Origin of the sequence: Marmoricola endophyticus (genome assembly GCF_014644415.1) — a bacterium.
Classification (GTDB): Bacteria; Actinomycetota; Actinomycetes; order Propionibacteriales; family Nocardioidaceae; genus Marmoricola; species Marmoricola endophyticus.
On sequence record NZ_BMKQ01000001.1, the window covers coordinates 1,014,282 to 1,039,283 of the forward strand.

Sequence of the window (25,002 nt, forward strand, 5' to 3'; positions counted from 1 at the left end):
AGTCTAGGGGCCCGGCGTACGACGCAGGCCGGCCAGGACCGCGCGTCCCGTGAGCCACCCGACGAGCTCGGCACCCTCGTCGTCGAGGACGGCGACCGCTTCCGTCGCCGGGTCCTCCAGCAGCTCGACCGCCGTGCGTGCGGGGTCGCCGGCCTTGACCGTCGGCGCCTGGACGACGGCGTCGCCGACGGTCCCCTCCTCGTCCGTGTCCGCGACCTCGGTGAGCGCCCGGGTCGACAGCACACCCCGGAACCGCCCGTCGGCGTCGACCACGGGCAGCACCGCGTCCGCCGCCTGCTCGAGCAGCGTCGCCGCCTCCTCGATGGTCGCCGTCTCCACCACCGGGGTGGGCACCGGCTGCATCAGCGCCGACGCCGGCCGGTCCAGCGTGCCCTGCTTGGCGGTCAGGTCGATGCCGCGCCTGCGCAGCTTGAGCGTGTAGATGGTGTCCTTCGACAGCACCTGGGAGACGCCCGTCGCGAGGACGATCGCGGCCATCAGCGGCAGGATGATCGAGTACTCGCCGGTGAGCTCGAAGAGGATCACCACGGCGGTGATCGGGGCCCGGGCCGACCCGGCGAAGGTCGCGCCCATGCCGATCAGCGCGTACGCCCCGACCGGCCCGGCGAGGTCCGGCGCCACCTGGCCGAGCACCTGGCCGTACGCCGCACCGAGCATCGCGCCGATGAACAGGCTGGGCGCGAACACGCCTCCCGAGCCGCCGATCCCGATGGTCAGCGACGTGGCGACCATCTTGCCGACCATCAGGACCAGCAGGAAGCCGATCGCGTAGTCGCCGGCGACGCCCTTGCCGAGGACGGGGTAGCCGACGCCGTACATCTGCGGGAGGACGAGGAGCACGACGCCGAGCAGCAGGCCACCCACCGCCGGGCGCGCCCACTCCGGTCCGCGCCAGGCCCAGTCGCAGGCGTCCTCGATCGCGTAGAGCACCTTGGTGAACACCACGCCGACCACGCCGGCGAGCACGCCGAGCACGGCGAAGAAGCCGTAGTCCACGAGGTGCTCGACGCGGAAGGTCGGCAGCACGAGGAACGGGTCGTCGCCGAGGACCGTCCGGCCGATCACGCTGGCCACCACCGAGGCCAGCACGACCATGCCGAAGGAGCGGGCCGCGAAGTCCACGAGGATCAGCTCCATCGCGAAGAACACCCCGGCCAGCGGCGCGTTGAACGTCGCCGCGATGCCGCCCGCCGCGCCGCAGGCGACCAGCACCCGCATCCGGGTCTCCGGCGCGCGGACGAGGCGGCCGAGCGTCGAGCCCAGAGCCGACCCGATCTGCACGATCGGGCCCTCGCGGCCCACCGACCCGCCGCCGCCGATGGTCAGCGCGGAGGCCAGCGCCTTGACCAGCGCCACCTGCGGCTTGATCCGGCCGCCGCGTCGCGCGACGGCGACCATCACCTCGGGTACGCCGTGGCCACGCGCCTCGCGGGCGAAGAAGTAGACCAGCGGGCCGTACAGGATCCCCGCGATCACGGGGGTGAGCAGCACGAACCACGGACCGACCCCCGGCAGGAAGCCGTGCGGCGCGTGACCGCGGCCGGCGTAGTCGTCGTACCCGGTGAGGACCTTGGTGAACCCGGAGATGAGGTAGCGGAACGCGACGGCGCCGAGGCCCGCCCCGGCCCCGACGAGCAGGGCGAGGACCAGCAGCCCGCTCTCCGAGTCGCGCAGCCAGCGGCCGACCGACCCGGGTCCGATGGCGACCGGGAGCGAGCGTCCCTCGGGGCTCTCGCTGGCACTGGTCACTCGGTGGATCATCGCAGGTGCGAGGACTCCCCCTGCGGGCGCCCCTGAGGGCATCGGCCAGACTCGCCCCCATGCTGATCGGCCTGCTCGCCGCGCTCGTCGCGGCCCTGCTCTACGGCGTCGCGGCCGTCATGCAGGCCTCGGCGTCACGCGGGCTGCCCCCGATCGAGGAGGGCGTGCTGCGGCTGACCCGTACGGCGCTGACCACGCCGGTGCTGGTCGCCTCGATCCTCATGCTGGTGGTCGGCGCCGGGCTGCACCTGGTCGCCATCGGCCGCGTTCCGCTCTACCTCGCGCAGGCCGGGATCGCGGCGCAGCTGCCGATCACGGCCCTCGTCTCCGCCGTGACCCTGAAGGAGCGGCTGACCGGGCGCGACGTCCTCGCCGTCGCCTCCACCTTCCTCGGCATCGCGCTGCTCGCGGCCGATGCCGGGGAGTCCGGCGCCACGCAGGACCGCCCGCTGCTGATCGTCGGGCTGTACGTCGCGACGGCACTGATGCTGGGGCTCGGCACGGTCGCGTACCGCGGCAGCGGACGGGCGGCGGGAGCCTCGCTCGGCCTGCTCGCCGGGCTCGGGTACGCCGTGGTCACCCTGGGTGGGCGTCAGCTCGCGGCGCCGTACCTCTCCTGGCGGACGCTCGTGATCGCCGTGGTCGTGGTGATCGCCGGCGTGTGCGCGTTCTGGCTCTACTCGTTCGCGATGCAGCGGATCTCTGTCGCGGCCGCGAGCGCACCGCTGATCATCGGCGAGACCCTCGTCCCCGCCCTCGTCGGCGTCGTGGTGCTCGGCGACGGCGTGCCCTCCTGGCCTGCCATCGCCGCCGGCCTGGTGCTCGCGATGGCCGGGGCGATCTACCTGGCCGGCTTCGAGGGGCGGGTCCTCGATCGCGGTCGGCCCGATGGTGTCTGATGGGCGTGTGCCCGCTGCCGACGTCTCCTGCCGTGTCGCCTGGAGCGACGACGCCTCAGCGATCGCCGCGGTGCAGGTGCGTGCCTGGCGTACGTCGTACGCCGGCCTGCTGCCGGCCGACCTGCTCGACGCGATGGACCTCACGGAGGTCGCCGACGGCTGGCGGCAGGCGTTGGCAGCGCCCGGCGACGCGCGACGGCGCGTCCTGGTCGCGCTCGAGCGCAGCACCGTCACGGGCTTCGCTCTGACCGGGCCGAGTGCCGACCCCGACCTCGACCCGGTGGCGGACGGCGAGCTGAGCGACCTGACCGTGGACCCCGAGCACCGTCGCGACGGCCACGGCTCGCGCCTGATGCAGGCGGGCGTCGACACCCTCGTCGCGGACCGGTTCACGCGCGCCACGACGTGGGTGAACGCCGCCGACGACGCCACCCGTGCGCTGCTGAGCAGCGCAGGGTGGGCCGCCGACGGCGCGCACCGTGAGCTGGACCTGCGCGGCGACGGAGAGGTCCGGGTCAAGCAGGTCCGCCTCCACGCCGCGATCGGCTGAGCGCCCGGGTCAGGCCGGCTGGACCGCCCCGAGCACGTCGAGCACCTCCTCGGCCGACGACGCCGCCTTGAGCTGCGCCACCTGACCCTCGTCGAGGAACACCTGGGCGATCTGGCCGAGCAGCTTCAGGTGGTCCTTGCCCGCCCCCGCGATGCCGACGACGAACTGCACCTCCTTGCCGTTCCAGTCCACCCCGCCGTCGTAGCGGACGAAGGAGATCGCCGTCCGGCGGATCGCCGACTTCGCCTCGTTGGTGCCGTGCGGGATGGCCAGCAGGTTGCCCATGTAGGTCGAGACCGAGGTCTCGCGCTCGTGCATCGACTCGACGTACGACGGCTCGACCGCACCTGCGGCGACCAGCAGCTCGCCGGCCCGGGTGATCGCCTCGTCGCGGCTGGCCGCCGAGGACTCCAGGACGATCGAGTCCCGGGTCAGCAGACCGGCGTCCACCCCGTCGGCCTCGGCTCCGGCGTCGACCGGTGTCGCCCCTCCGCCGTTGCTCTGCCGGAGCATGTCGACGATCTCGTCGTACTTCGGGCTGCCCATGAAGTTGTCGACCGAGACGTGGATCGCCGAGCCGGTCCGCTGCCTCGCCCGGTCGGTGAGGTCCTGGTGCGACACGACGAGGTCGAAGGTGTCGGTGAGGTTCGAGATCGCCTTGTTCACCACGGTGACGTCGCCGAAGCCGGCGGCCTGGACCTTCTTGCGCAGCACCGAGGCGCCCATGGCCGAGGAGCCCATCCCCGCGTCGCAGGCGAAGACGATCGAGCGGATGGCACCCGTACGGCCGGTGAGCGCGCCGGCGACCGAGGACTTCTTGCCCTTCATCGACTCCATGCTCGCGGTGGCGGAGGCCAGGTCGCCCGGCTCCTCGGCCTTGTCGAACTTCAGCAGGACCGAGGCGACGGCGCAGGACACGGCCGCGGAGAAGACCACGGACAGCGTCACGCCGACCAGGCTGCCGGGAGGCGCCGCGATCCAGACCGCGATGATCGAGCCGGGCGAGGCCGGCGAGCGGAGGCCGGAGTCGAAGACCAGGTTGGTGGCCACACCGGTCATGCCGCCGAGGATGACGGCGAGGATCAGCTTGGGCTTCATCAGGACGTACGGGAAGTAGATCTCGTGGATGCCGCCGATGAACTCGATGAGGATCGCGCCGGGGGCCGACGACTTGCTGATGCCCTTGCCGAAGATCGCGAAGGCGATGAGCAGGCCCAGGCCCGGGCCGGGGTTGGCCTCGAGGAGGAACAGGATCGACTTGCCCGCGGGGCCCGACGACTCGTTGGTGCCCAGCGGGACCAGGATGCCGTTGCCGATGGCGTTGTTGAGGAACAGCACCTTGGCCGGCTCGATGAAGATCGAGGTCAGCGGCAGCAGGCTGTTGTCGACGAGGAACTGCACGAGCTCGGCGGCCCGGTTGGAGAACCACTCGACGATCGGTCCGGCGAGCAGGAAGCCTCCGACGGCCAGGAACCCGCCCCAGATGCCGGCGGAGAAGTTGTTGACCAGCATCTCCAGGCCGGGCTTGATCTTGTGCGCCCACAGCGCGTCGAGCTTCTTCATGCTCCAGCCACCGAGCGGGCCCATGATCATCGCGCCGAGGAACATCGGCACCGAGGCGCCCGTGACGGCGCCCATCGTGGCGATGGCACCGACGACGCCGCCGCGGAGCTGGTCGTCGTACATCATCCGGCCGCCGGTGTAGCCGATCAGCAGCGGCAGCAGGTAGGTGATCATCGGGCCGACGATCCCCATGCCGTCGTGCATCGGGTCACCGTTGGGCAGCGTCCAGGCACCGAGGTGGGAGACGAAGCCGAAGCCCTGCGTCGTCGGGTCGGCCCCGAAGAGCTTCTCGCCGATCAGCGCGATCCACCCGGTCTGGATGAAAAGCGCGGTGATGAGGCCCCAGGCGATGAACGCGCCGATGTTGGGCAGGATCATGTTGGAGAGGAACGTGCCGAACCGCTGCACCTGCAGCCGCGCGGAGCCCCGGGAGGGGCTGGGTGTGGTGGTGGCCATGAGGTCTTCCTTGTCCGTGGGCCGAGGGCCAGGGGTCCGTGAGCGGTTCTCAGCATCTGTGATGCCGATCACCCGATCTGTGTTCATCTTTATACGACTCACTATTGGGCGCGTCAAGCGTTTCAACTCCACACGTTCAAAGAAATTCGGGAGTGAATCAGGTACAGTCGGACATCCCGGCCCCTCGCTACAGTGACGCCGGACACATCGCGCCGGTACGGCGCTCCGAGCGACCAGGAGGAACCAGATGAAGGCCCTGCGCTTTTACGCCCCCGAGGATGTCCGCCTGGAGGACGTCGAGGAACCCACCTGCGGGCCGGCCGAGGTCAAGCTGCGGGTGCGCAACTGCTCGACCTGCGGCACGGACGTCAAGATCTTGCACAACGGCCACCAGAACCTCACTCCCCCGCGCACCATCGGTCACGAGATCGCCGGCGAGGTCGTCGAGGTCGGCTCCGAGGTCAACGCGACGTACGGCGCGGACTGGAAGGTCGGTGACCGCGCCCAGGTGATCGCCGCGGTGCCGTGCGGCGAGTGCCACGAGTGCCGCAAGGGCTGGATGGCGGTGTGCCAGAACCAGACCTCGGTCGGCTACCAGTACGACGGCGGCTTCGCGGAGTACATGATCGTCCCGACGCAGGTGCTCAAGGTCGACGGGCTCAACCGGATCCCGGACAACGTCGGCTTCGACGAGGCCTCGGCCGCGGAGCCCTTCGCCTGCGCGATCAACGCCCAGGAGCTGCTCGGCATCGAGGAGGGCGACACCGTCGTCGTCTTCGGCGCGGGCCCGATCGGCTGCATGCACATCCGCATCGCCCGCGGCGTGCACAAGGCCGGCGCGGTCTACCTCGTCGACGTCAACGCCGACCGGCTGAAGATGTCCGCGGACGCGGTCCAGCCCGAGGAGACCATCAACGGCGCGGAGGTCGACGTCGTCGAGCGGGTCATGGAGCTGACCGGCGGCCGCGGCGCGGACGTGGTCATCACCGCCACCGCCGCCAACGTCACCCAGGAGCAGGCCATCGCCATGGCCGCCCGCAACGGCCGGATCAGCTTCTTCGGCGGGCTGCCGAAGACCGACCCGACGATCACCTGCGACTCCAACGTCGTGCACTACCGCCAGCTGCACATCCACGGCGCCAACGGCTCCGCACCCGAGCACAACAAGCGGGCGCTGGAGTACATCTCCACCGGCCAGGTGCCGGTCAAGGACCTGATCACCGAGCACATCCCCCTCGAGCGCGCCCTCGACGCCTTCGGCATCGTCCAGCGCGGCGAGGCCATCAAGGTCACCGTCGAGCCCTGAGCCGGACGGAGTCCGGCACAGGGCTCAGGACGGTGAGGTCGAGCCGCGTCGGCTCGGACCGCAGCGAAGCAAGGTCCGAGTGACGCGAGTCGAGACCCCCTCAGCTGGACGCGCCAGCCCGGTGGCTCACTCGTCGGTCGAGCCGCGTCGGCTCGGACCGCAGCGAAGCAAGGTCCGAGTGACGCGAGTCGAGACCCCCTCTGCGGGTCGCACCAGCCCTGGACGTGGTCTCGACGAGGCGCGTCCGGCCGCAAGGCCTCACCGTCGACCTCCGGCTCGCGGCAGCGGTCTCGACAACCGCTCGACCTCCGGCGCATGGACACGACCGCCGTGCAGCACGAAGGGCCCGCACCTGCCGGTGCGGGCCCTTCGCTTCGTGTCAGGGGTTGTGCGGACCCGAGATGAACCGCACACGCCCCGCTCGAGGGAGGGTGTGGGACCCGTGTGCCCAGCACGGGCCCCACACCCGGCATCTGCGTGACAGAGCGCAGATGACTCGTGGGGTCAGCCGACGCTGACCGCGCTCCAGGCCTTGCCGACGGCGGCGTACTGGGTGCTGCCGGTGCCGTAGAGGTCCTTGGCGGCGCTCAGCGTGGCCGTGCGGGCCTGGGCGTAGGTGGTGCTCGAGGTGAAGTACGTCGTCAGCGCGCGGTACCAGATGCGCTGGGCGGCGTCGCGGCCGATGCCGGTCACCGACGAGCCGTTGCAGGTGGGCGAGTCGTGCGCGACGCCGTTGATCGTCTTGGCGCCGGACCCCTCGGCCAGCAGGTAGTAGAAGTGGTTGCCGACACCGGAGGAGTAGTGCACGTCGACGCTCTTGGTGCTGGAGGAGTAGCAGCTCTGCGACTTGCCGTCCGAGGCCGGGTCGTCCATCCGCCGCAGCCCCTTCTTCGTCTTGTCGAACTGCTCGCCGATCAGGTAGTCGCCCGGGTCCTTGGCGTCATCGGCGTAGAACTCGACCATCGAGCCGAAGATGTCGCTGGTGGCCTCGTTGAGGCCCCCGGACTCACCGGAGTAGGTCAGGCCGGCGGTGTTCTCGGTGACGCCGTGGGACATCTCGTGCCCGGTCACGTCGACGGAGACGAGCGGGCCGTACTGCTGGCCGTCACCGTCGCCGTACGTCATCTTCGTGCCGTCCCAGAAGGCGTTCACGTAGTTCTTGCCGTAGTGGACCCGGTTGTAGGAGCCCTTGCCGGTGCCGAAGATGCCGTTGCGCCCGAAGGTCTGCTTGTAGTAGTCCCAGGTCAGGTCCGACCCGCGCTGAGCGTCGACGCCGGCGGTGGCGCGATTCGTCGCGGCGCCGCCGAAGTGCGTGGTCGAGGACGTGAAGGTCGTGCCCGTGGGGCAGTTGCCGAACAGCTGGCACAGGGTGCCGTCGGTCTTGTTGTTGACGTCCGTGGTGTAGGTGCCGCCGCGGCTCCCGCTCTTGAGCTGGTACGTCGCCCCCGACTTCGTCAGGTCCAGCGGCACGGTGCCGAGGTAGAGCGAGTCGCCGTCACCGTCGACGGTCTCGATCTGCTGCTCGGTACGGATCGTCTTGCCGGTCGTGGCGTCGACGACGTGCTCGAGACGGCTCGGGGTGCCGTCGGCCTGGGTGCCACCGGTCGTGAAGAGCCAGGCCAGACGCGGCGCCTCGTCGACCGCGTCCACGACCAGCTCCGGCTTGCCCTGCGTCTTGAGGCCGAGACGCGAGACCAGGGTGTCGGCACTCAGCTTCGGGGTGGCCGACATCGAGGGTGCGGACGCGAGGGTCTGCGAGACCCCGGCGACCTTGCCGGCCGCGGTGCGGTGGAGGACCAGGTCGCCGCCGAGGACGCGGAGCCCTGCGTACGTCCGGGTCATCCGCACGTGCGAGGCGCCGGTGCTGTCGACGATCGCGTCCTTGACCGTGAGTCCCTGGTCGTCGCCGAGCAGTGCCTGCCGCGTGCTCTTCAGCAGCGTGACCGCCGAGGTCGCGACGGCGGAGTCGGGGGCGACGTGGCGCGAGGAGGTCACCAGGCCTGAGTCGTCGGCGGTGGGGGCGGCGTCGGCGTGGGCCTGGAGCGCCAGGAGAGAGGCGGTCAACCCGGTGACCGCGGCGGCGGAGGCGAGGCGGCGTGGTGAGCGAGAGCTGCGGGGCATGGCGTGCTCCTGAGGAGGGCGGTCCGGACGAGCCGGCGACGTGGTTCCCCTGAACTCTCACCCACAACCGATTGCATGAAAACGCAATCGCGAGTGCACGTTTGCCAGTTGCACAGATATGCAGCGCGGGGCGCTACTCGTCGAGGAACGACTCCAGCCCGACGGTGAGGCCGGGCCGCGTGGCGATCGCGCGGAGCGCCAGCAGGACGCCGGGGGTGAACGAGACCCGGTCCAGCGAGTCGTGGCGGATGGTGAGGGTCTCCCCCGGCGCGCCGAGGACGACCTCCTGGTGCGCGACCATGCCGCGGATCCGCATGCCGTGGACCCGGATCCCGTCCACGTCGGCACCGCGGGCCCCCTCCAGAGCCGTCGACGTGGCATCGGGCGGTGCGCTCATGCCGGCCTCTCGTCGTGCGGCGGCGACCAGCTGCGCCGTGCGGCGCGCGGTGCCGGAGGGCGCGTCCGCCTTGGTGGGGTGGTGCTGCTCGAGGATCTCGACCGACTCGTAGTAGCGGGCGGCCTCCACGGCGAACCTCATCATCAGCACGGCCCCGACGGAGAAGTTGGGGGCGACCAGGACGCCGACGTCCGTGCCGTCCAGCCAGCCGCGCAGGCGGTCGAGGCGCTCGTCGTCGAAACCGGTGGTGCCGACGACCGCGTGGATGCCGTGCTCGACGCAGAACCGCAGGGAGTCCATCACCACGTCGGGGTGGGTGAAGTCGACCACCGCCTGGGCTCCGGACTCGGTCAGCGTCTCCAGCGGGTCGCCCGCGTCGACGCGGGCGACCAGCTCGCAGTCCTCGGCGGCGTCGACCGCCTCGCAGACTGCGCGCCCGACCTTGCCCAGCGCTCCCAGAACCCCTACCCGCAGCGTGCCCACCCGGCAGACCCTAGCGATTCACTCCGGCCCCACCGTGGCGAGGACCTCCCGGCCGGTGAGCAGGTGCCCGGCCACTGCCGCGATGTCCTCCGGGCCGACCGCGTCGACCCGCTCGAGGACGTCGTCGAGCCCCAGCAGCCGCTCGTGGAACAGCTCGGCCTCGCCGAGCCGCGACATCCGCGAGGCGGTGTCCTCCAGGCCCATCACCATGCCGCCGCGCAGCTGGCCCTTCGCACGGACGAGCTCGTCCGCGTCGAGACCGTCGCGGGCCACCTCCGCCAGCTCGGCCCGCACCACGGTCAGGACGTCGTCGACCTTCCCCGGCAGGCAACCGGCAGCGACGGCGAACAGGCCCGCGTCGGAGTACGACGCGGCGAACGAGTAGACGCTGTAGGCCAGCCCCCGCTCCTCGCGCACCTGCTGGAAGAGCCGTGACGACGGCCCACCGCCGAGCGCGGCGTTGAGCGCGGCGACCGCGTACCGCCGCGGGTCGGACCGGACGATGCCGGGCACGGCGAGCACGAGGTTCACCTGCTCGCTGTGCCGCGTGGCGCGGGCGAGCCCGCCCCGTACCGCCTTGGTACGCCGGCTCGGCCGCGGTGCGGCCGGCCCGGCCGTGCCCTCGAGGAACCCGTGGCGGGAGAACGACGACCGCACCAGCTCGACGACGCTCTCGTGGTCGACGTTGCCGGCGACGGCGACCGTGGTCGCGGGCGCGGCGTAGCGGGTGCGGTAGTAGCGGTGCACCTGTGCCCGGGTCAGCTCGGCCACCGTCTCCGGGCGACCGGCGACCGGTCGGCCGAGCGGTGTGCCCGCCCAGGCGTGCTCGTGGACGAGCTCGTGGACCACGTCGTCGGGGTCGTCGTCGTGCATCGCGATCTCGTCGAGGATCACCTCGCGCTCCGCCTCGACGTCCGCCGCGGTGATCCGCGAGGCGGTCAGCATGTCGCCGAGGACGTCGACGGCGAGCGGGAGGTCCTCGTCGAGGACTCGTGCGTGGTAGCAGGTGTACTCCCGCGACGTGTAGGCGTTCAGCTCCCCGCCCACGCCGTCCAGGGCCGCGGAGATCTCCATCGCCGACCGCTCGGGCGTGCCCTTGAACAGCAGGTGCTCGAGGAAGTGCGAGGCGCCCGACAGCGCGGGGACCTCGTCGCGCGAGCCGACGCCGACGAAGACGCCGATCGCCGCGGAGCGCACGCCCGGCACGTGCTCGGTGACGACGCGCAGGCCGCCGGGCAGCACCGTGCGTCGTACGTCCGGAAGCAGCGACACCGTCGTGCCGGGGGCCTGCTCGTGGGCGGGGCCCACGACGTCCTCGGTACGACGGTGTCGCACGCTGTCGATGCCGATCAGGCTCAGGCCTCGTCCTCGGCCGGGGCCTCGGCCTCGGCCTCGGCCTCGGCGTCGTCGCCCTCGACGACCGGGACCAGGGAGAGCTTCCCGCGGTCCTGGATCTCGGCGATCTCCACCTGGAGCTTCTGGCCGACCGACACGACGTCCTCGACCGCGTCCACCCGCTTGCCGCCGGCCAGCGACCGCAGCTTGGAGATGTGCAGCAAACCGTCCTTGCCCGGCATCAGGGACACGAAGGCGCCGAAGTTGGTCGTCTTCACCACGGTGCCGAGGTAGCGCTCGCCGACCTCCGGCATCGTCGGGTTGGCGATCGCGTTGACCGCCGACCGTGCGGCGTCGGCTGCCTCGCCGGAGGTGGCACCGATGTAGATCGTGCCGTCGTCCTCGATCGTGATCGAGGCCCCGGTGTCGTCCTGGATCTGGTTGATGACCTTGCCCTTGGGCCCGATCACCTCGCCGATCTTGTCCACCGGGATGTGCAGGGTGAAGATCCGCGGTGCGTGGGTCGACATCTCCTCGGGACCGGCGATGGCCTCGGCCATCACGTCGAGGATCGTCAGCCGCGCGTCGCGGGCCTGGGTCAGGGCGCCGGCGAGGACGTCGGCGGGGATGCCGTCGAGCTTGGTGTCCAGCTGGAGCGCGGTGACGAACTCGCGGGTGCCGGCCACCTTGAAGTCCATGTCGCCGAAGGCGTCCTCGGCACCGAGGATGTCGGTGATGGCGACGTACTGCGTCGCACCGTCGACGTCACCCGAGATCAGGCCCATGGCGATGCCGGCGACGGGCGCCCGCAGCGGGACGCCGGCCTGCAGCAGCGACATGGTCGAGGCGCAGACCGAGCCCATCGAGGTGGAGCCGTTGGAGCCCATCGCCTCGGAGAGCTGACGGATGGCGTACGGGAACTCCTCCCGCGTCGGCAGCACCGGCAGGACCGCACGGCGGGCCAGCGCACCGTGGCCGACCTCGCGGCGCTTGGGCGAGCCCACGCGACCGGTCTCGCCGGTGGAGAACGGCGGGAAGACGTACTTGTGCATGTAGCGGCGGTGCTTCTCCGGCGACAGCGTGTCCAGCTGCTGCTCCATCTTGAGCATGTCGAGGGTGGTGACGCCCAGGATCTGGGTCTCGCCACGCTCGAACAGCGCGGAGCCGTGCACCCGCGGGATGACCTCGACCTCGGCGGACAGGGTCCGGATGTCGGTCAGGCCACGGCCGTCGATGCGGACCTTGTCGCGCAGCACGCGCTCGCGGACCAGCTTCTTGTTGACCGCCCGGAAGGCCGCGCCGAGCTCCTTCTCGCGACCCTCGAAGTCGGCGCCGAGCCGGTCCAGCACGCCGGCCTTGATCTCGTCGGTCTTCTCCTCGCGCTCCAGCTTGCCGGCGATGGTCAGCGCCGAGGCCAGGTCGCCTGCGACCGCCGACTCGACCGCGGCGTACGCGTCGTCCTCGTAGTCGAGGAAGATCGGGAACTCCTGCACCGGCTTGGCGGCCTGCTTGGCCAGCTCGGCCTGCGCCTCGCACAGCTGCTTGATGAACGGCTTGGCCGCGTCGAGCCCGGTGGCCACGATCTCCTCGGTCGGCGCCTGGGCGCCGCCCTGGACCAGGTCCCAGGTCTGCTCGGTGGCCTCGGCCTCGACCATCATGATCGCGACGTCGCCGGTCTCGGTGACCCGGCCGGCCACGACCATGTCGAAGACCGCGTCCTCGAGCTGGCTGTGGGTCGGGAAGGCGACCCACTGGCCGTCGATCAGCGCCATCCGGGTGCCGCCGACCGGGCCGGAGAACGGCAGGCCGGAGAGCTGGGTGGAGGCGGACGCGGCGTTGATGGCGAGCACGTCGTACGGCTTGTCGGGGTCGAGCGCGAGGACGGTGATGACCACCTGGACCTCGTTGCGCAGGCCCTTCGTGAAGGTCGGGCGCAGCGGGCGGTCGATCAGCCGGCAGGTGAGGATCGCGTCCTCGCCCGGGCGACCCTCGCTGCGGAAGAACGAGCCGGGGATCTTGCCCGCGGCGTACATCCGCTCCTCGACGTCGATCGTCAGGGGGAAGAAGTCGAAGTGGTCCTTGGGCTGCTTGCCGGCGGTGGTCGCCGAGAGCAGCATCGTCTCGTCGTCGAGGTACGCCGTGACGGACCCGGCCGCCTGGCGGGCCAGCAGGCCGGTCTCGAACTTGACGGTGCGGGTGCCGTACTTGCCGTTGTCGAGAACGGTCTCGACGGCGATGATCTCTGGTGCCTCGCTCACGAGGTCTCCTCACTGTGGTGGGAGCCGGCGGGCGACGTCCGCTGCACGTGAGGCCGGTCTTCGATCGAGGCCGTCGGAGCCCGCCTCTCGGGGGATCCGGTGGCCACTACCGAGGACCGGGCCGGGACGCAGCCGCCCGCTCCATGGGTGGTGACGGTGCCCTGCACGTGGTGTGAGAGCACTCGACCCCGACCATAACGGTCGGGGTCGGATGGTTCAGCGGCGCAGGCCGAGGCGCTGCACGATCGAGCGGTAGCGCTCGATGTCGGACTTGTTGAGGTAGTTCAGGAGCCGGCGACGCTGACCGACCAGCAGCAGCAGGCCACGCCGGCTGTGGTGGTCGTGGCGGTGCTCCTTGAGGTGGTCGGTCAGGTGGCTGATCCGGTGGCTGAGCAGCGCGATCTGGACCTCGGGGGATCCGGTGTCGCCCTCGGCGGTGGCGTACTCGGCGATGATCTTCTTCTTGGTCTCCGCGTCGGTACCGATCGACATGGGAGTTCCTCCTGCTTCCTGTTCGCTGCGCGGCGCGCCGGGGCCTGTTCACCCGGGCACTCTGGTTCCGCGGCCGATTCACGGCGGTGAGTGGTGTCGTCGCCGGGGCACGGTGTGACTGACCTCGACCGGTGACGACGGACTCACGCTACCAGCGGCGCCGCGGCCCGCATAATGCGTGCGTCAGCGGTACGGCGCGTCCGGGTGCGGCTCCTCGGGGCGACGGACCTGCGGGATGGCGCGGGTGCGCTCGTCGGACCCGTCGGGGTCGCGGTAGCCCGTTCCGTCGGGGTCGAACACGATGTCGTTGTCGATGTCGCCGCGGTCCGGCTTGGGGCGTACGGCGACCCAGAACAGCGTGGCGACCAGCGCGGGGACCCACCCCCACTTCACACCGAACGCACACCCCTCGCTGAGCGTGGCCAGGAGCGGCGCCGCGGCCGCACCGCCGGTGACGGTGTCGTAGTCGCCGACGACCCAGTACGCGAGGTTGCCGAAGACCGTGGCCAGGACCATCGCGGTCCACATCGACAGCCAGGCCGGGAACGACCCCGAGCCGGGTGCGAGCGCGCGCAGCGCCCGCCAGGACACGACCACCGCGACGATGAACGCGACCACGCCGTACGCCACCAGGGCCGTCTTGTCGCCGAACGTGTCGGCCGAGCGGGAGTACGGCCCGAACAGGCCGAGGTAGGTCTGGCCCAGCCAGTCCCAGAGGCTCGCAGCGTCCCCCTGCGGCCGGGCACGGCCGTCGTACACCCGGTCGGAGAGCTCTTGCAGCGCGAACGTGCCGCCCACGAGCAGCACCGCGGCGAGGACGGCCGGGAGCCAGCCGCGGCGGCTGCGGAACGGGTTCATGGCGCCGACCCTACGGCCGCCGACGCCCCGATCCCGGGAGGCCGCGGAGGCCAGGGGGCGTCGTGTCAGGCTCGGGCGGTGACGATCCACGACAGCCACCCGTTCGCGACCCCCGAGGGCGACCGCGACCCGTTGCGACGGTTCCGGGGTCGCACGCCCGCCCCGGTGAGCCTGTGGACGACTGGCGAGGGACCCGCCCGGAGCGGCCTCACCGTCTCCTCGTTCCTGGTCGCCGACGGCGAGCCCGCCCGGGTGCTGGGTCTGGTCGACGAGGACTCCGAGCTGTGGGACGCCGAGCCGGAGCGGCTCGTGGTCGCGCTGCTGAGCGCGGGGCAGGAGTACCTCGCCGACGTCTTCGCCGGTCTCGCCCCCTCCCCCGGCGGGCCGTTCCGCCAGGGGTCGTGGGAGCAGTCGGAGTGGGGCCCCGTCCCCGACGGCGCAGCGGGCTGGCTGGGCGTACGACGCGTCCCCGAGCCACCGCGACACGTGGGTTGGGGCCTGCTGGTGGAGGCGGTCGTCGAGCAGGTCCGGCTGGGACCGGCCGACGACGTCCTGCTCCACGCGCGCGGCCGCTACCGCACCTGACCGTTGAGTGGTGCCTCCTGCAGGCACGAGTGGTGCCTGCTCCCGCCCCGAACCGGCACAGCGCGCAACTCGACCCGGCACGGGGCACCACTCGACGGGCAGGTGCGGCCCGCACATCGCTAGAGGCCCAGCACCTCGCGCACCGCGGCGCGGGCGGCCTGGGGGTCGCTCGCGGCGAGGGCCGCCTCGGCGGCGTCCTCGCAGGCGTCCATCGTCACCTTGCCGAGCCCGGCGCCCACCGCGCGCACGGCGGCCGCCGCCATCGAGAGCGAGGTGATGCCCATGCCGACGAGCGCAGGGGCGAGCACCGGGTCCGCCGCCGCCTCGCCGCACACGCCGACCGGCTTGCCGTTGCGCTTGCCGGCCTCGGCGGTGATCGCGATGAGGTGCAGCACGGCGGGCTGCCAGGGGTCGGTCAGGTGGGTGAGGTCGGTGGCCATCCGGTCGGCGGCCATCGTGTACTGGGTCAGGTCGTTGGTCCCGATGGAGAGGAAGTCGACGACCTGCAGCATCTGGTGGGCCAGGATCGCTGCGCTGGGGATCTCGATCATCACGCCGGGCTTGAGCCCTCGGGCGCGGACCTTGCTCGCGAAGTCCTCGGCCTCGGCGACCGTCGCGACCATCGGCGCCATCACCCAGGGGGCCACGCCGGTCTGCTCGGCAGCCAGCGCGATGCCGTCGAGCTGGCGGTCCAGGAGCCCCGGGTTGTCGAAGGCGAGCCGCAACCCGCGCACACCGAGGGCGGGGTTCTCCTCGTGGTCCTTGGTGGCGTACGCGATCGGCTTGTCGGAGCCGGCGTCCAGGGTGCGTACGACGACGTGGGGCCCGGACCCACCCGGGTCGCCCGGGCCGAACGGCGAGAGGACCCCGGCGTACACCTCGGCCTGCTCCTCGGGCGTCGGCTCGACCTTGGTGTTGAGGAAGCTCAGCTCGGTGCGGAACAGCCCCACCCCCTCGACCGGCGCCTCGGCGGCCGAGGCCGCCGACTTCGCGTCCGCGACGTTGGCGAGCAGCTTCACGGGGACGCCGTCCCTGGTCGTCGCCGGACCCGTCCAGCGGGCGAGCTCCTCACGGGCCGCCCGGTCCTGCTCGACGCGCCCGCGCGCGGCCGCCTCGTCCGGGCCGACCTCGACGGTGCCCGCGGTCCCGTCGACCAGCACGAGGGTCTGCGCCGCGAGCCCCAGGGCTCCGGCGACACCGACCAGGCACGGGATGCCCAGCTGGCGGGCGATGATCGCGGTGTGGCTCGTCGAGCCGCCCTTCTCGGTGACCAGCGCGACGACCAGGGAGGGGTCGAGCCCGGAGGTGTCGGAGGGCGCGAGGTCCTCGGCGACCAGGACGGAGGGGACCTCCGGGGTGGGCACGCCCGGTTCGGGCTCACCGACCAGGTGGGCGAGCAGCCGCTTGTGGATGTCGCGCAGGTCGGTGACGCGCTCGGCCATCAGCCCGCCCTGCTGCGCGAACAGACCGGCGAAGAACTCGACAGCCTCCTCGAGGGCGACGAGCAGCGCGCTGCCGGCGGTGAGGTTCTTGCGCACGGTGCTGCGCAGGCCCTTGTCCTTCGCCAGGCCGGCACTCGCCGTGAGGACCTGCTTGGCCTCCCCGGCCGCGCCTTCCGCGCGACGGACGAACGTCTCGGAGACGGCGACGACAGCCTCGTCGTACGCCGCCAGGGCCTCCTCCACCGGCTCCGGAGCGACGAACGCGGCCACCGCCTCCGGGTCGACCTCGGTACGGGCCCGCAGCACGGGGCCGAGAGCGAGCCCGGGCACGACGGGGGTGCCGCTGAGCAGGGCTGGTGTCTCTGTGGCCATGCTCACATCCAACTACACGGGTCGCTTGACAGTCAACACGCTCGCAGGTAAAACCACTCATACACAGATGCGAGTGATCGGCACCACCCGGGAGGGATCGTGTACGCAGCAGAGCGTCAGCAGTCCATCGCGGCCGCCGTCGCCGACCACGGTCGGCTCTCCGTGGCCGAGATCGCCTCGACGTACGACGTCACCACCGAGACGGTACGTCGCGACCTCACCCTGCTGGAGCGCGCCGGCTTCGTACGACGCGTCCACGGAGGCGTCGTGCCCGCGCGCTCGCTGAGCATGATCGAGGCCGCCGTCGCCGACCGGGACAGCGCCAACGCGGAGCAGAAGGACCTGATCGCCGAGGCGGCGCTCGACCTGCTCCCCGACCCCCACGGGACGCTGCTCCTCGACGCCGGCACGACCACCGTGCGCCTGGCCGCCCGGCTGCCGATGGACCACCCGCTGACCCTGATCACGCACTCCGTGCCGGTGGCCGCGCGGGCCGTCGGGCTCCCCCACGTCGACCTCCACCTGCTGCCGGGCAGGGTGCGCAGCACGACCCAGGCGGCGGTCGGCGCGGAGACGGTGGCCGCGCTGTCCGCGCTGCGTGCCGACGTCGTGATGGTCGGCAGCAACGGGGTCACCGAGGGTCTCGGCCTGAGCACCCCCGACCACGACGAGGCGGCGACCAAGCAGGCGATGGTGCGCAGCGGCCGTACCGTCGTCGCGCTGGTCGACTCCACCAAGATCGGGATCGAGTCCACCCACCGGTTCGCCGAGCTGGCCGACGTCGACGTCCTCGTCACCGACGCAGGGATCGACCCGGCCGACCGTCGTGCGCTGGAGAAGCGCGGCCTGGAGGTGAGGACCACGTGATCGTCACCCTCACCCCGAACCCGAGCTACGACGTCACGGTCGCCCTCACCGCGGCGCTCGAACGGGGCGGGGTCGTCCGCACTGCCGGCGAGGCCTCCCAGTGCGGCGGGAAGGGCATCAACATCTCCCGCGCCGCCGTGAGCGCCGGCGTGCCGACCGTCGCCGTCATCCCCGCCACGGACGACGACCCGTTCGTCCACTCGCTGCGGACCGACGGCATCGACACCCGCCCCCAGCTCCCCTCGGGACCGATCCGCAGCAACATCACGCTGACCGAGCCCGACGGCACGACGACGAAGCTGAACAGCCCCGGCCCGGAGGCCACCCCGGCCACCCTCGACGCGCTCGCCGACGCGCTCGTCGCCCGTGCCGAGCGCGCCGACTGGGTCGTCCTGGCCGGCTCGCTGCCGCCCGGGGCCCCCGCCGGCTGGTACGCAGAGGTCGTCACCGCCCTGCGCACCGGCAGCGCGAAGGTCGCCGTCGACACCAGCGACCAGCCGCTGACCGAGCTGGTCGCCGCCCTGCCGGGCGCTGCGCCCCACCTGATGAAGCCCAACGGGGACGAGCTCGCCTCGCTCACCGGTGCCGACGCCGCAGCGGTGGAGGCCGACCCGCGAGCCGCCGCCGACGCGGCCCGTACGCTGCTGGACCGCGGCGTCGACGCCGTCCTCGCCACCCTGGGAGGCAGCGGCGCGGTCCTCGTGACCGCCGCGGGGGCGTGGCACGCCACCCCACCGCCGACCACCGTGGTGAGCACGGTCGGTGCCGGCGACTCGTCGCTGTTCGGCTACCTGCTCGCCGACCTGCGCCACGGCGGGGAGACCGACCGGCTCGCCCTCGCCGTGGCCTACGGCAGCGCGGCCGCCGCACTGCCCGGCACCACCATCCCCACCCCCGACCTCGTAACCCCCGACCTGGTGCGGATCAACCGGCTGCACGACGCGCAAGGGAGCCTCCACGCATGACCGACCTCATCACCGCCGACCTGGTGCGGCTCGACGCCGACCTGGGAGCGGACAAGGACACCGTGATCCGGTCCCTGGCCGAGGTGGTCGGCGCCGCCGGCCGCACCGGCGACGTGGACCAGCTCGTCGCCGACGCGATGGCACGGGAGTCGCAGTCCGCGACCGGGCTGCCCGGAGGCATCGCGATCCCGCACTGCCGCACCGCCGCGGTCGCCGAGCCGACCCTGGCGTTCGCCCGGCTCTCCCCCGGGATCGACTTCGGCGCCAAGGACGGAAGCGCCGACCTCGCCTTCCTCATCTCGGCACCGGCCGGCGGCGACGCCACCCACCTGACGCTCCTCACCCAGCTGGCCCGGGCCCTGGTGAAGCGGGAGTTCACCGACGGCCTGCGTCAGGCAGAGACCCCCGAGCAGGTCGTGGAGCTGGTCTCCGGCGTCGTCCAGCTCGACGACGCGGCGCCCGCGGCCCCCGCGGCCCCCGCGGCTGCTGCCTCGGCCCCGGCCGCACCGTCCGGCAAGCCCTCGCTGGTCGCGGTCACCGCCTGTCCCACCGGCATCGCGCACACGTACATGGCCGCCGAGGCGCTCGAGGCCGCCGCCGAGCGGGCCGGCGTCGAGATCCACGTCGAGACCCAGGGATCGGCGGGGTCCACCCCGCTCGCACCCGAGACGATCGCCGCCGCCGGGGCCGTGATCTTCTCCGTCGACGTCGGGGTACGCGACCGTTCCCGGTTCGCGGGCAAGCCGTTGGTCTCCTCCGGGGTCAAGCGACCGATCGACGAGGGCGACGCGATGATCTCCGAGGCGCTGGCGTACGCCGCCGACCCGGCCACCGCGCCCAAGGTCGAGGGAACCGCCACCGAGGGCGCCGGCACGGCGGGCCGGGGCGGCGAGAGCTTCGGCGCCACGACCCGTCGGGTGCTGATGACCGGCGTGTCGTACATGATCCCGTTCGTGGCCGCCGGCGGGCTGCTGATCGCGCTCGGCTTCCTGTTCGCCGGCTACGAGATCGCGCTGAACTACCGCAACGGCGACCCGGACGTCGCCAAGAACATCGTGCTGAACTCCAGCTTCGCGAACCTGCCGAACCTCTCGGACTACCCGCTCGCCAACAACGAGGTCTTCCCCCACGGCGCGCTGCTGACCTACATCGGCGCCCTGCTGTTCACCCTCGGCGGGGCGGCGTTCGGCTTCCTCGTGCCGGCCCTGGCCGGCTACATCGCGTACGCCATCGCCGACCGGCCCGGCATCGCCCCCGGCTTCGTCATGGGCGCGGTCGCCGGCGTGACCGGGACCGGCTTCATCGGCGGCATCATCGGCGGCGTGCTCGCGGGGATCATCGCCGGGTGGATCTCGGGCTGGAAGGTCCCGGCCTGGGCGCGCGGCCTGATGCCCGTGCTCGTGATCCCGCTGCTGGCCACGCTGCTGACCGGCCTGATCGTCGTCGTCGTGCTCGGCAAGCCGCTGCAGCTGCTCACCACAGCGCTGACCGACGGCCTGAACGGCCTGGGCGACCGGCCGGGCCTGGCCATCGTGCTCGGCGTCGTGCTCGGCCTGATGATGGCCTTCGACATGGGCGGCCCGCTGAACAAGACGGCCTACGCCTTCGCCACCGCGGGGCTCGGCGCCGCGGCCACCGCGACCGACGCGCCGGAGCTGAAGGTCATGGCGGCCGTGATGCTGGCCGGGATGGTCCCGCCGATCGCGCTCGCCCTCGCCACGGTCGTCCGTCCTGCGCTGTTCACCGTCCAGGAGCGCGAGAACGGCAAGGCCGCCTGGCTGATGGGAGCGTCGTTCATCACCGAGGGCGCGATCCCCTTCGCCGCCGCGGACCCGCTGCGGGTGATCCCGTCGATCATGCTCGGGAGCGCGGTCACCGGCGGCCTCGCCGAGGCCTTCGACGTCACGCTCCGTGCGCCGCACGGCGGCATCTTCGTGCTGTTCGCCGTCGGCAACATCGGCGGCTTCCTCATCAGTCTGGTCGCCGGGGTGCTGGTGGCCGCCGCGTCTGTCGTCGCGCTCAAGAGCACCGCCCGGACCACACTGTCCGAGGTCACCCCGATCGGCTGACCCCGGCCGTGTGACACGCTTCACTCACCACCGAGAAGAGGAGAACTGAGGACACTATGGCCACCAGGACCGTGACCGTCGGCTCGGCCGTCGGACTGCACGCCCGCCCCGCGGCGATCATCGCCGAGGCCGCCGCCGAGCTGGACTCCGAGGTCACCCTCGGTGCACCCGGCGAGGACGGTGTCGACGCCAGCAGCTCGCTGCTGATCATGACGCTCGGCGCCGGCGCCGGCGACACCATCGAGGTCTCCGGCGACGACCAGGCCGCGGTGGACACCATCGCCGATCTCGTCGAGAAGGACCTCGACGCCTGAGCCTGACGTCGCCCCGTCGGAGGTGATCGGAGGATCCCCCCGACGGGGCGACGTCGCGCTCGGTACGGTCATCGCATGACCGACCTCATCACCACCGACCTGGTCCGGCTCGACGCGGACCTCGGCGCCGACAAGGACGCCACGATCCACGCCCTCGCCGCCGTGGTCGGCGACGCCGGACGAACCTCCGACGTGGACCGGCTCGCCGCCGACGCGCTGGCCCGCGAGGCCCAGTCCCCCACCGGCCTGCCCGGCGGGATCGCGATCCCGCACTGCCGTACCGAGGCGGTCACCGAGCCCACGCTCGCCTTCGCCCGGCTCTCGCCCGGCGTCGACTTCGGCGCCAAGGACGGCGCCGCCGACCTCGCGTTCCTGATCGCGGCACCCGCCGACGGCTCGCTCCACCTGCGCATGCTCACCCAGCTCGCGCGGGTCCTCGTCACCCGCGACTTCCCGAACGTGCTGCGCGAGGCCCGTACCGCCGACACGGTCGTCGAGGCCGTGCTGGCGAAGGTCAGGCTGGACTAGCCGGACCGCCCGGCCGGTCGTCGCGTCGCCGTACGTCGCGGTAGACGATGCGTACCGCCACCGCCTGCTCGAGCTCGCGCCGTACCCGGGTGAAGAACTCCTTGCGGTACACGTCGTCGGTGACCACCGTGACGGTGAAGTACAGAGCGCTGAAGCCCGCCAGGAAGATCGCCACCTGGGTCAGCTCCAGGCTGAAGATCCGGACGCTGCCGAGGTACGTCGGGGGTCGGCCGATCCACGCCTCCACGACCGAGTCCTGGACGGCGAGGATCCCGAAGACCATGAAGAACGCGAACACGGCGACCGAGAGCAGCAGCACCTGCAGTGCCTGGGAGACCAGCAGCACCAGCAGCAGGTTGGCCTTCTCCAGCCCGCGCACGTGTGCCCGGGCGAGGACGTCCTCCCCCGAGCCGACGAGCCCCCTCGCGCTGGCCTCCCACGCCGTTCCCTCGGTCGCGGCGAGCAGCTGCTCGCTGTCGACCTGGTCGTCGAACTCCTCCAGCTCCTGGTCGAGCCGGGTGACGAGGAAGAAGATCGCGAAGCCGGTGAAGAACACGACGGTCCACCACAAGACACCGCGGGGAAGGGCCGAGGCGAGCTGCCAGACCTCGGCGTTGATGAACAGGAACGTCACGAACAGCAGCAGCATCGGCAGGGCACGAGTGGCCAGCGGCAGCAGCAGTCCGAGGCTGTCGAAGGCGCGGCGGAACGCCCAGCGGGCGAGGACGGCACCTTCCAACGCCGTGACGAGGTACGTCGCCGCCAGCACCGCGACCACCACCGGCGCCAGCGCGACCCCGACGACCAGGTCGTCGACCAGCAGGCCCACACCGGTGCCCACCGCGAAGGCCAGCACCACGGCGCCGAGCCCGAGCCAGGCCAGGCGCCCACCCCGCAGCCGTCGGTGGACGCGCGCGCGCACCTCGTCGACGAAGTAGGGCAGACCGTGGGCGAGGAACCACTCCTCGCTCGCGGCCGCGTCACGCGGCGCGGGCGCCGGACCGCCTCTCACGGGGCGAGGAGCTCGCGGCAGCGGCGCACGTCGAGAGCCATCTGCTCCACCAGCTCCTCGACGGAGTCGAAGCGCGTCATGCCTCGCACGCGGGCCACGAAGTCGACCTCGACCTCCACGGAGTACAGCTCGAGGTCCACCCGGTCGATGACGTACGCCTCGACCCGCCGCTCCCGCGTCCCGTCGAAGGTGGGGTTCGTCCCGACCGAGATGGCCGCGGGCAGTGCGAGCGCGCCGGGCTCGTCGAGGCGCCGCAGGTGACCTGCGTACACCCCGTCGGCCGGGACCGCCTGCACGCCGGGCGGCACGTTGGCCGTCGGGTACCCCAGCTCGCGGCCCCGCTGGTCGCCACGCACGACGGTGCCGGCGAGGGCATACGCCCTCCCGAGCGCCTGGGCCGCACCCTCGACATCCCCGGCGGCCAGGCAGGCGCGCACGTACGTCGAGGACCAGACCTGCGGTCCGCCGTCGAGGGGCACCGCGCGCGTCGTGAAGCCGTGGTCGGGTCCCACGCGCTGCAGCAGGGCCACGTCACCGGCCGCCTTCGCGCCGAACCGGAAGTTCGCCCCGACCACCACCGTGCGCGCGTGCAGCGCGTCGACGAGCACCCGCTGCACGAACTCCTCCGGCGACCAGGAGGCGACCTCCCGCGAGAACGGGATCGCGAAGACGTCGTCGACGCCCGCCTCCGCGAGCAGCCGCGCCCGCTGCTCGAGCGTGGTGAGCATCTGCGGTGCGTGCTCGGGCCGGAGCACGGCCATCGGGTGCGGGTCGAAGGTCACGGCGACCACCCGGGTGGCGTCGTCCGCCGCCTGGGCGCACGCCTGGGCGACCACGGCGCGGTGCCCGAGGTGGACGCCGTCGAAGTTGCCGACCACCACGACCGTCGGGTCGAGGCCGTCGGGGATCTCCTCCAGGGACCGCCAGATCTGCACGATCGGCACCCTACGTCGGGCGGCTGGGCCCGGTGGGCCCGGTGGGTCCGGGCTCAGCAGAAGACCGCGACCGCCGCCGCGACGTCGCCGCGCTGCTCGTAGAGCGCCAGGAAGTCGCCGTCGGGGTCGATCAGCGCGACGGGTCCCTCGCGGGACGGCAGCTCGAGCGGGACCTTCGCCCCGGACCGGACCCGCGCCGCGACGTCTGCGGGGACCGCGAGGTGCGGGAAGGCGAGCCGCGCGGCGTCCGCGATCGGGACCGGTCGCCACTGCTCCGCGAGCTGCTCCAGGGTCCGGGCGACGTCGAGGTCGAAGGGGCCGACCCGGGTGCGCCGCAACGCGGTCAGGTGACCGCCCACCCCGAGCCGCTCCCCGAGGTCGCGGGCGATGGCGCGGACGTAGGTCCCCGACGAGCAGCGCACGCTCACGTCGAGGTCCAGCGACTCGCCCGCGCGACGCACGTCGTGGACGCCGATCGCCTCGATCCGCACCCGGCGGGGCTCGAGGACGACCTGCTCGCCGTCACGGACGCGGGCGTACGCACGCCTGCCGTCGACCTTGACCGCCGACACCGCGGACGGCACCTGGTCGCGGTCGCCGACCTGCTCGGCCAGCGCGGCCCGCACGCCGTCCTCGTCCAGCCCACCGGCGGGACGGGTCGACACGACCTCGCCCTCCGCGTCGTCGGTGGTGGTCGCGACACCCAGCCGCACGGTGGCGTCGTACGACTTCTCCGTGAGCGTGAGGTGCCCCAGCAGGCGGGTGGCGCGCCCGACCCCGAGCACGAGGACGCCCGTGGCCATCGGGTCGAGCGTGCCGGCGTGGCCGACCTTGCGGGTGCCGGCCAGCCGCCGAACCCGGGAGACCACGTCGTGCGAGGTCATCCCGGGCGGCTTGTCGACGACCGCGAGCCCGGGAGCTGGCTCGCTCACTGCGGCAGGTCGTCCTCGTCGTCGTCCTCCGCAGGGTCGCCCTCCGGCGCCTCGCGAGGCTTGCGGTACGGATCGCTCTCGCCGGCGTACGCGGCTCCCGCGGACGCCGCGGTGACCCGCTCGTCCTGCTCGCGGGCCCGGGCCAAGGCCTCGTCCAGCACGCGTGCGGTCTCCGGCAGCGCGTCGTGCACGAACTCCAGGCTGGGCACGTGGCGCATCGCCAGCTGCTTGCCGACCTCGGAGCGGATCAGCCCCTTCGCCGACTCCAGCGCGGCAGCCGTCCCGGCCAGGTCACCGTCCTCGTCGCCAGGGGCGCCGAGGACGGTGTAGAAGACCGTCGCCTGCTGGGTGTCACCGGTGAGCCGGACGTCGGTGACCGTGACGAAGCCCAGGCGCGGGTCCTTGACCCGGCGCTCCAGCATCTCCGCCACGATCACCTGGATCCGGTCGGCGATCTTGCGTACTCGTGGACTGGGCATCG

22 protein-coding genes are annotated in these 25,002 nt (G+C 72.3%); 9 read left to right on the forward strand and 13 right to left on the reverse strand.

From position 1 onward, the window contains the following. Nucleotides 1–3 precede the first annotated feature (3 nt). A complete protein-coding gene (locus tag IEX42_RS04970; RefSeq protein WP_229660600.1) occupies nt 4–1,770 on the reverse strand; it encodes a chloride channel protein in 1,767 nt (588 codons plus the stop codon). A gap of 71 nt (nt 1,771–1,841) precedes the next feature. Here IEX42_RS04970 and IEX42_RS04975 point away from each other — a divergent pair, with 71 nt between their 5' ends. Then, a complete protein-coding gene (locus IEX42_RS04975) occupies nt 1,842–2,681 on the forward strand; it encodes a hypothetical protein (RefSeq protein WP_188778769.1) in 840 nt (279 codons plus the stop codon). 7 nt (nt 2,682–2,688) lie between these two features. Then, nucleotides 2,689–3,231 carry a GNAT family N-acetyltransferase gene (locus tag IEX42_RS04980; protein WP_229660601.1) on the forward strand — a complete coding sequence of 181 codons (543 nt, stop codon included), beginning with the start codon at nt 2,689–2,691 and terminating at the stop codon, nt 3,229–3,231. Nucleotides 3,232–3,240: 9 nt separating this feature from the next. Here IEX42_RS04980 and IEX42_RS04985 read toward each other — a convergent pair whose 3' ends face one another. Continuing rightward, the gene (locus IEX42_RS04985) at nt 3,241–5,250 is read right to left on the reverse strand and encodes a PTS mannitol transporter subunit IICBA (protein ID WP_188778773.1); all 2,010 of its coding nucleotides are present in this window, start codon (nt 5,248–5,250) and stop codon (nt 3,241–3,243) included. A gap of 247 nt (nt 5,251–5,497) precedes the next feature. On the opposite strand from IEX42_RS04985, the gene IEX42_RS04990 reads away from it, so the two are divergent. Next, a complete protein-coding gene (locus IEX42_RS04990; protein WP_188778775.1) occupies nt 5,498–6,556 on the forward strand; it encodes a zinc-dependent dehydrogenase in 1,059 nt (352 codons plus the stop codon). 504 nt (nt 6,557–7,060) lie between these two features. On the opposite strand, the gene IEX42_RS04995 is transcribed toward IEX42_RS04990, so the two are convergent. The 6 genes from IEX42_RS04995 to IEX42_RS18080 all read right to left on the reverse strand — a co-directional run bounded on the left by IEX42_RS04995 (nt 7,061) and on the right by IEX42_RS18080 (nt 14,500). Beyond that, a complete protein-coding gene (locus tag IEX42_RS04995; protein ID WP_188778777.1) occupies nt 7,061–8,677 on the reverse strand; it encodes a M4 family metallopeptidase in 1,617 nt (538 codons plus the stop codon). Nucleotides 8,678–8,810: 133 nt separating this feature from the next. Further along, on the reverse strand, nt 8,811–9,548 hold the full coding sequence (gene dapB / locus IEX42_RS05000) for a 4-hydroxy-tetrahydrodipicolinate reductase (protein WP_229660953.1): 738 nt from the start codon (nt 9,546–9,548) through the stop codon (nt 8,811–8,813). A 27-nt stretch (nt 9,549–9,575) separates the two neighbouring features. Continuing rightward, complete coding sequence (locus IEX42_RS05005; protein WP_229660602.1) at nt 9,576–10,865, reverse strand: M16 family metallopeptidase; 1,290 nt, start codon at nt 10,863–10,865, stop codon at nt 9,576–9,578. A 47-nt stretch (nt 10,866–10,912) separates the two neighbouring features. After that, the gene (locus IEX42_RS05010; RefSeq protein WP_188778782.1) at nt 10,913–13,150 is read right to left on the reverse strand and encodes a polyribonucleotide nucleotidyltransferase; all 2,238 of its coding nucleotides are present in this window, start codon (nt 13,148–13,150) and stop codon (nt 10,913–10,915) included. Nucleotides 13,151–13,366: 216 nt separating this feature from the next. Beyond that, on the reverse strand, nt 13,367–13,642 hold the full coding sequence (gene rpsO / locus IEX42_RS05015; protein ID WP_188778784.1) for a 30S ribosomal protein S15: 276 nt from the start codon (nt 13,640–13,642) through the stop codon (nt 13,367–13,369). A gap of 183 nt (nt 13,643–13,825) precedes the next feature. Beyond that, nucleotides 13,826–14,500: a hypothetical protein gene (locus IEX42_RS18080; protein WP_229660603.1), complete on the reverse strand. Its 675-nt coding sequence runs from the start codon at nt 14,498–14,500 to the stop codon at nt 13,826–13,828. Nucleotides 14,501–14,578: 78 nt separating this feature from the next. Between IEX42_RS18080 and IEX42_RS18085 the strand changes: the two genes are divergently transcribed. After that, entirely contained in the window at nt 14,579–15,085 is a 507-nt protein-coding gene (locus IEX42_RS18085; RefSeq protein WP_229660604.1) for a flavin reductase family protein, read from the forward strand. 119 nt (nt 15,086–15,204) lie between these two features. On the opposite strand, the gene ptsP is transcribed toward IEX42_RS18085, so the two are convergent. Continuing rightward, a complete protein-coding gene (gene ptsP, locus IEX42_RS05025) occupies nt 15,205–16,899 on the reverse strand; it encodes a phosphoenolpyruvate--protein phosphotransferase (RefSeq protein ID WP_188778786.1) in 1,695 nt (564 codons plus the stop codon). Nucleotides 16,900–16,998: 99 nt separating this feature from the next. On the opposite strand from ptsP, the gene IEX42_RS05030 reads away from it, so the two are divergent. The 5 genes from IEX42_RS05030 to IEX42_RS05050 all read left to right on the forward strand — a co-directional run bounded on the left by IEX42_RS05030 (nt 16,999) and on the right by IEX42_RS05050 (nt 21,642). Beyond that, complete coding sequence (locus IEX42_RS05030) at nt 16,999–17,766, forward strand: DeoR/GlpR family DNA-binding transcription regulator (protein WP_188778788.1); 768 nt, start codon at nt 16,999–17,001, stop codon at nt 17,764–17,766. Beyond that, a complete protein-coding gene (locus tag IEX42_RS05035; RefSeq protein ID WP_188778790.1) occupies nt 17,763–18,731 on the forward strand; it encodes a 1-phosphofructokinase family hexose kinase in 969 nt (322 codons plus the stop codon). The genes IEX42_RS05030 and IEX42_RS05035 overlap by 4 nt, the downstream gene beginning before the upstream one ends. Continuing rightward, on the forward strand, nt 18,728–20,800 hold the full coding sequence (locus IEX42_RS05040) for a PTS fructose transporter subunit IIABC (RefSeq protein WP_188778792.1): 2,073 nt from the start codon (nt 18,728–18,730) through the stop codon (nt 20,798–20,800). Before IEX42_RS05035 ends, IEX42_RS05040 begins: the two co-directional genes overlap by 4 nt. A gap of 56 nt (nt 20,801–20,856) precedes the next feature. Next, on the forward strand, nt 20,857–21,114 hold the full coding sequence (locus IEX42_RS05045; protein ID WP_188778794.1) for an HPr family phosphocarrier protein: 258 nt from the start codon (nt 20,857–20,859) through the stop codon (nt 21,112–21,114). Nucleotides 21,115–21,189: 75 nt separating this feature from the next. Then, complete coding sequence (locus IEX42_RS05050; RefSeq protein WP_188778796.1) at nt 21,190–21,642, forward strand: PTS sugar transporter subunit IIA; 453 nt, start codon at nt 21,190–21,192, stop codon at nt 21,640–21,642. On the opposite strand, the gene IEX42_RS05055 is transcribed toward IEX42_RS05050, so the two are convergent. From IEX42_RS05055 to rbfA, 4 genes are read right to left on the reverse strand one after another with little or no spacing between them, the layout of a single operon-like run. After that, nucleotides 21,629–22,654 (reverse strand): hypothetical protein, encoded by a 1,026-nt coding sequence (locus IEX42_RS05055; protein WP_188778798.1) that lies wholly within the window; start codon nt 22,652–22,654, stop codon nt 21,629–21,631. The genes IEX42_RS05050 and IEX42_RS05055 overlap by 14 nt on opposite strands. Continuing rightward, complete coding sequence (locus IEX42_RS05060; RefSeq protein ID WP_188778800.1) at nt 22,651–23,589, reverse strand: bifunctional riboflavin kinase/FAD synthetase; 939 nt, start codon at nt 23,587–23,589, stop codon at nt 22,651–22,653. Before IEX42_RS05060 ends, IEX42_RS05055 begins: the two co-directional genes overlap by 4 nt. 53 nt (nt 23,590–23,642) lie before the next feature. Then, on the reverse strand, nt 23,643–24,521 hold the full coding sequence (truB, locus tag IEX42_RS05065) for a tRNA pseudouridine(55) synthase TruB (RefSeq protein ID WP_268236427.1): 879 nt from the start codon (nt 24,519–24,521) through the stop codon (nt 23,643–23,645). Then, on the reverse strand, nt 24,518–25,000 hold the full coding sequence (gene rbfA / locus IEX42_RS05070; RefSeq protein ID WP_188778802.1) for a 30S ribosome-binding factor RbfA: 483 nt from the start codon (nt 24,998–25,000) through the stop codon (nt 24,518–24,520). Before rbfA ends, truB begins: the two co-directional genes overlap by 4 nt. Nucleotides 25,001–25,002: the final 2 nt, after the last annotated feature.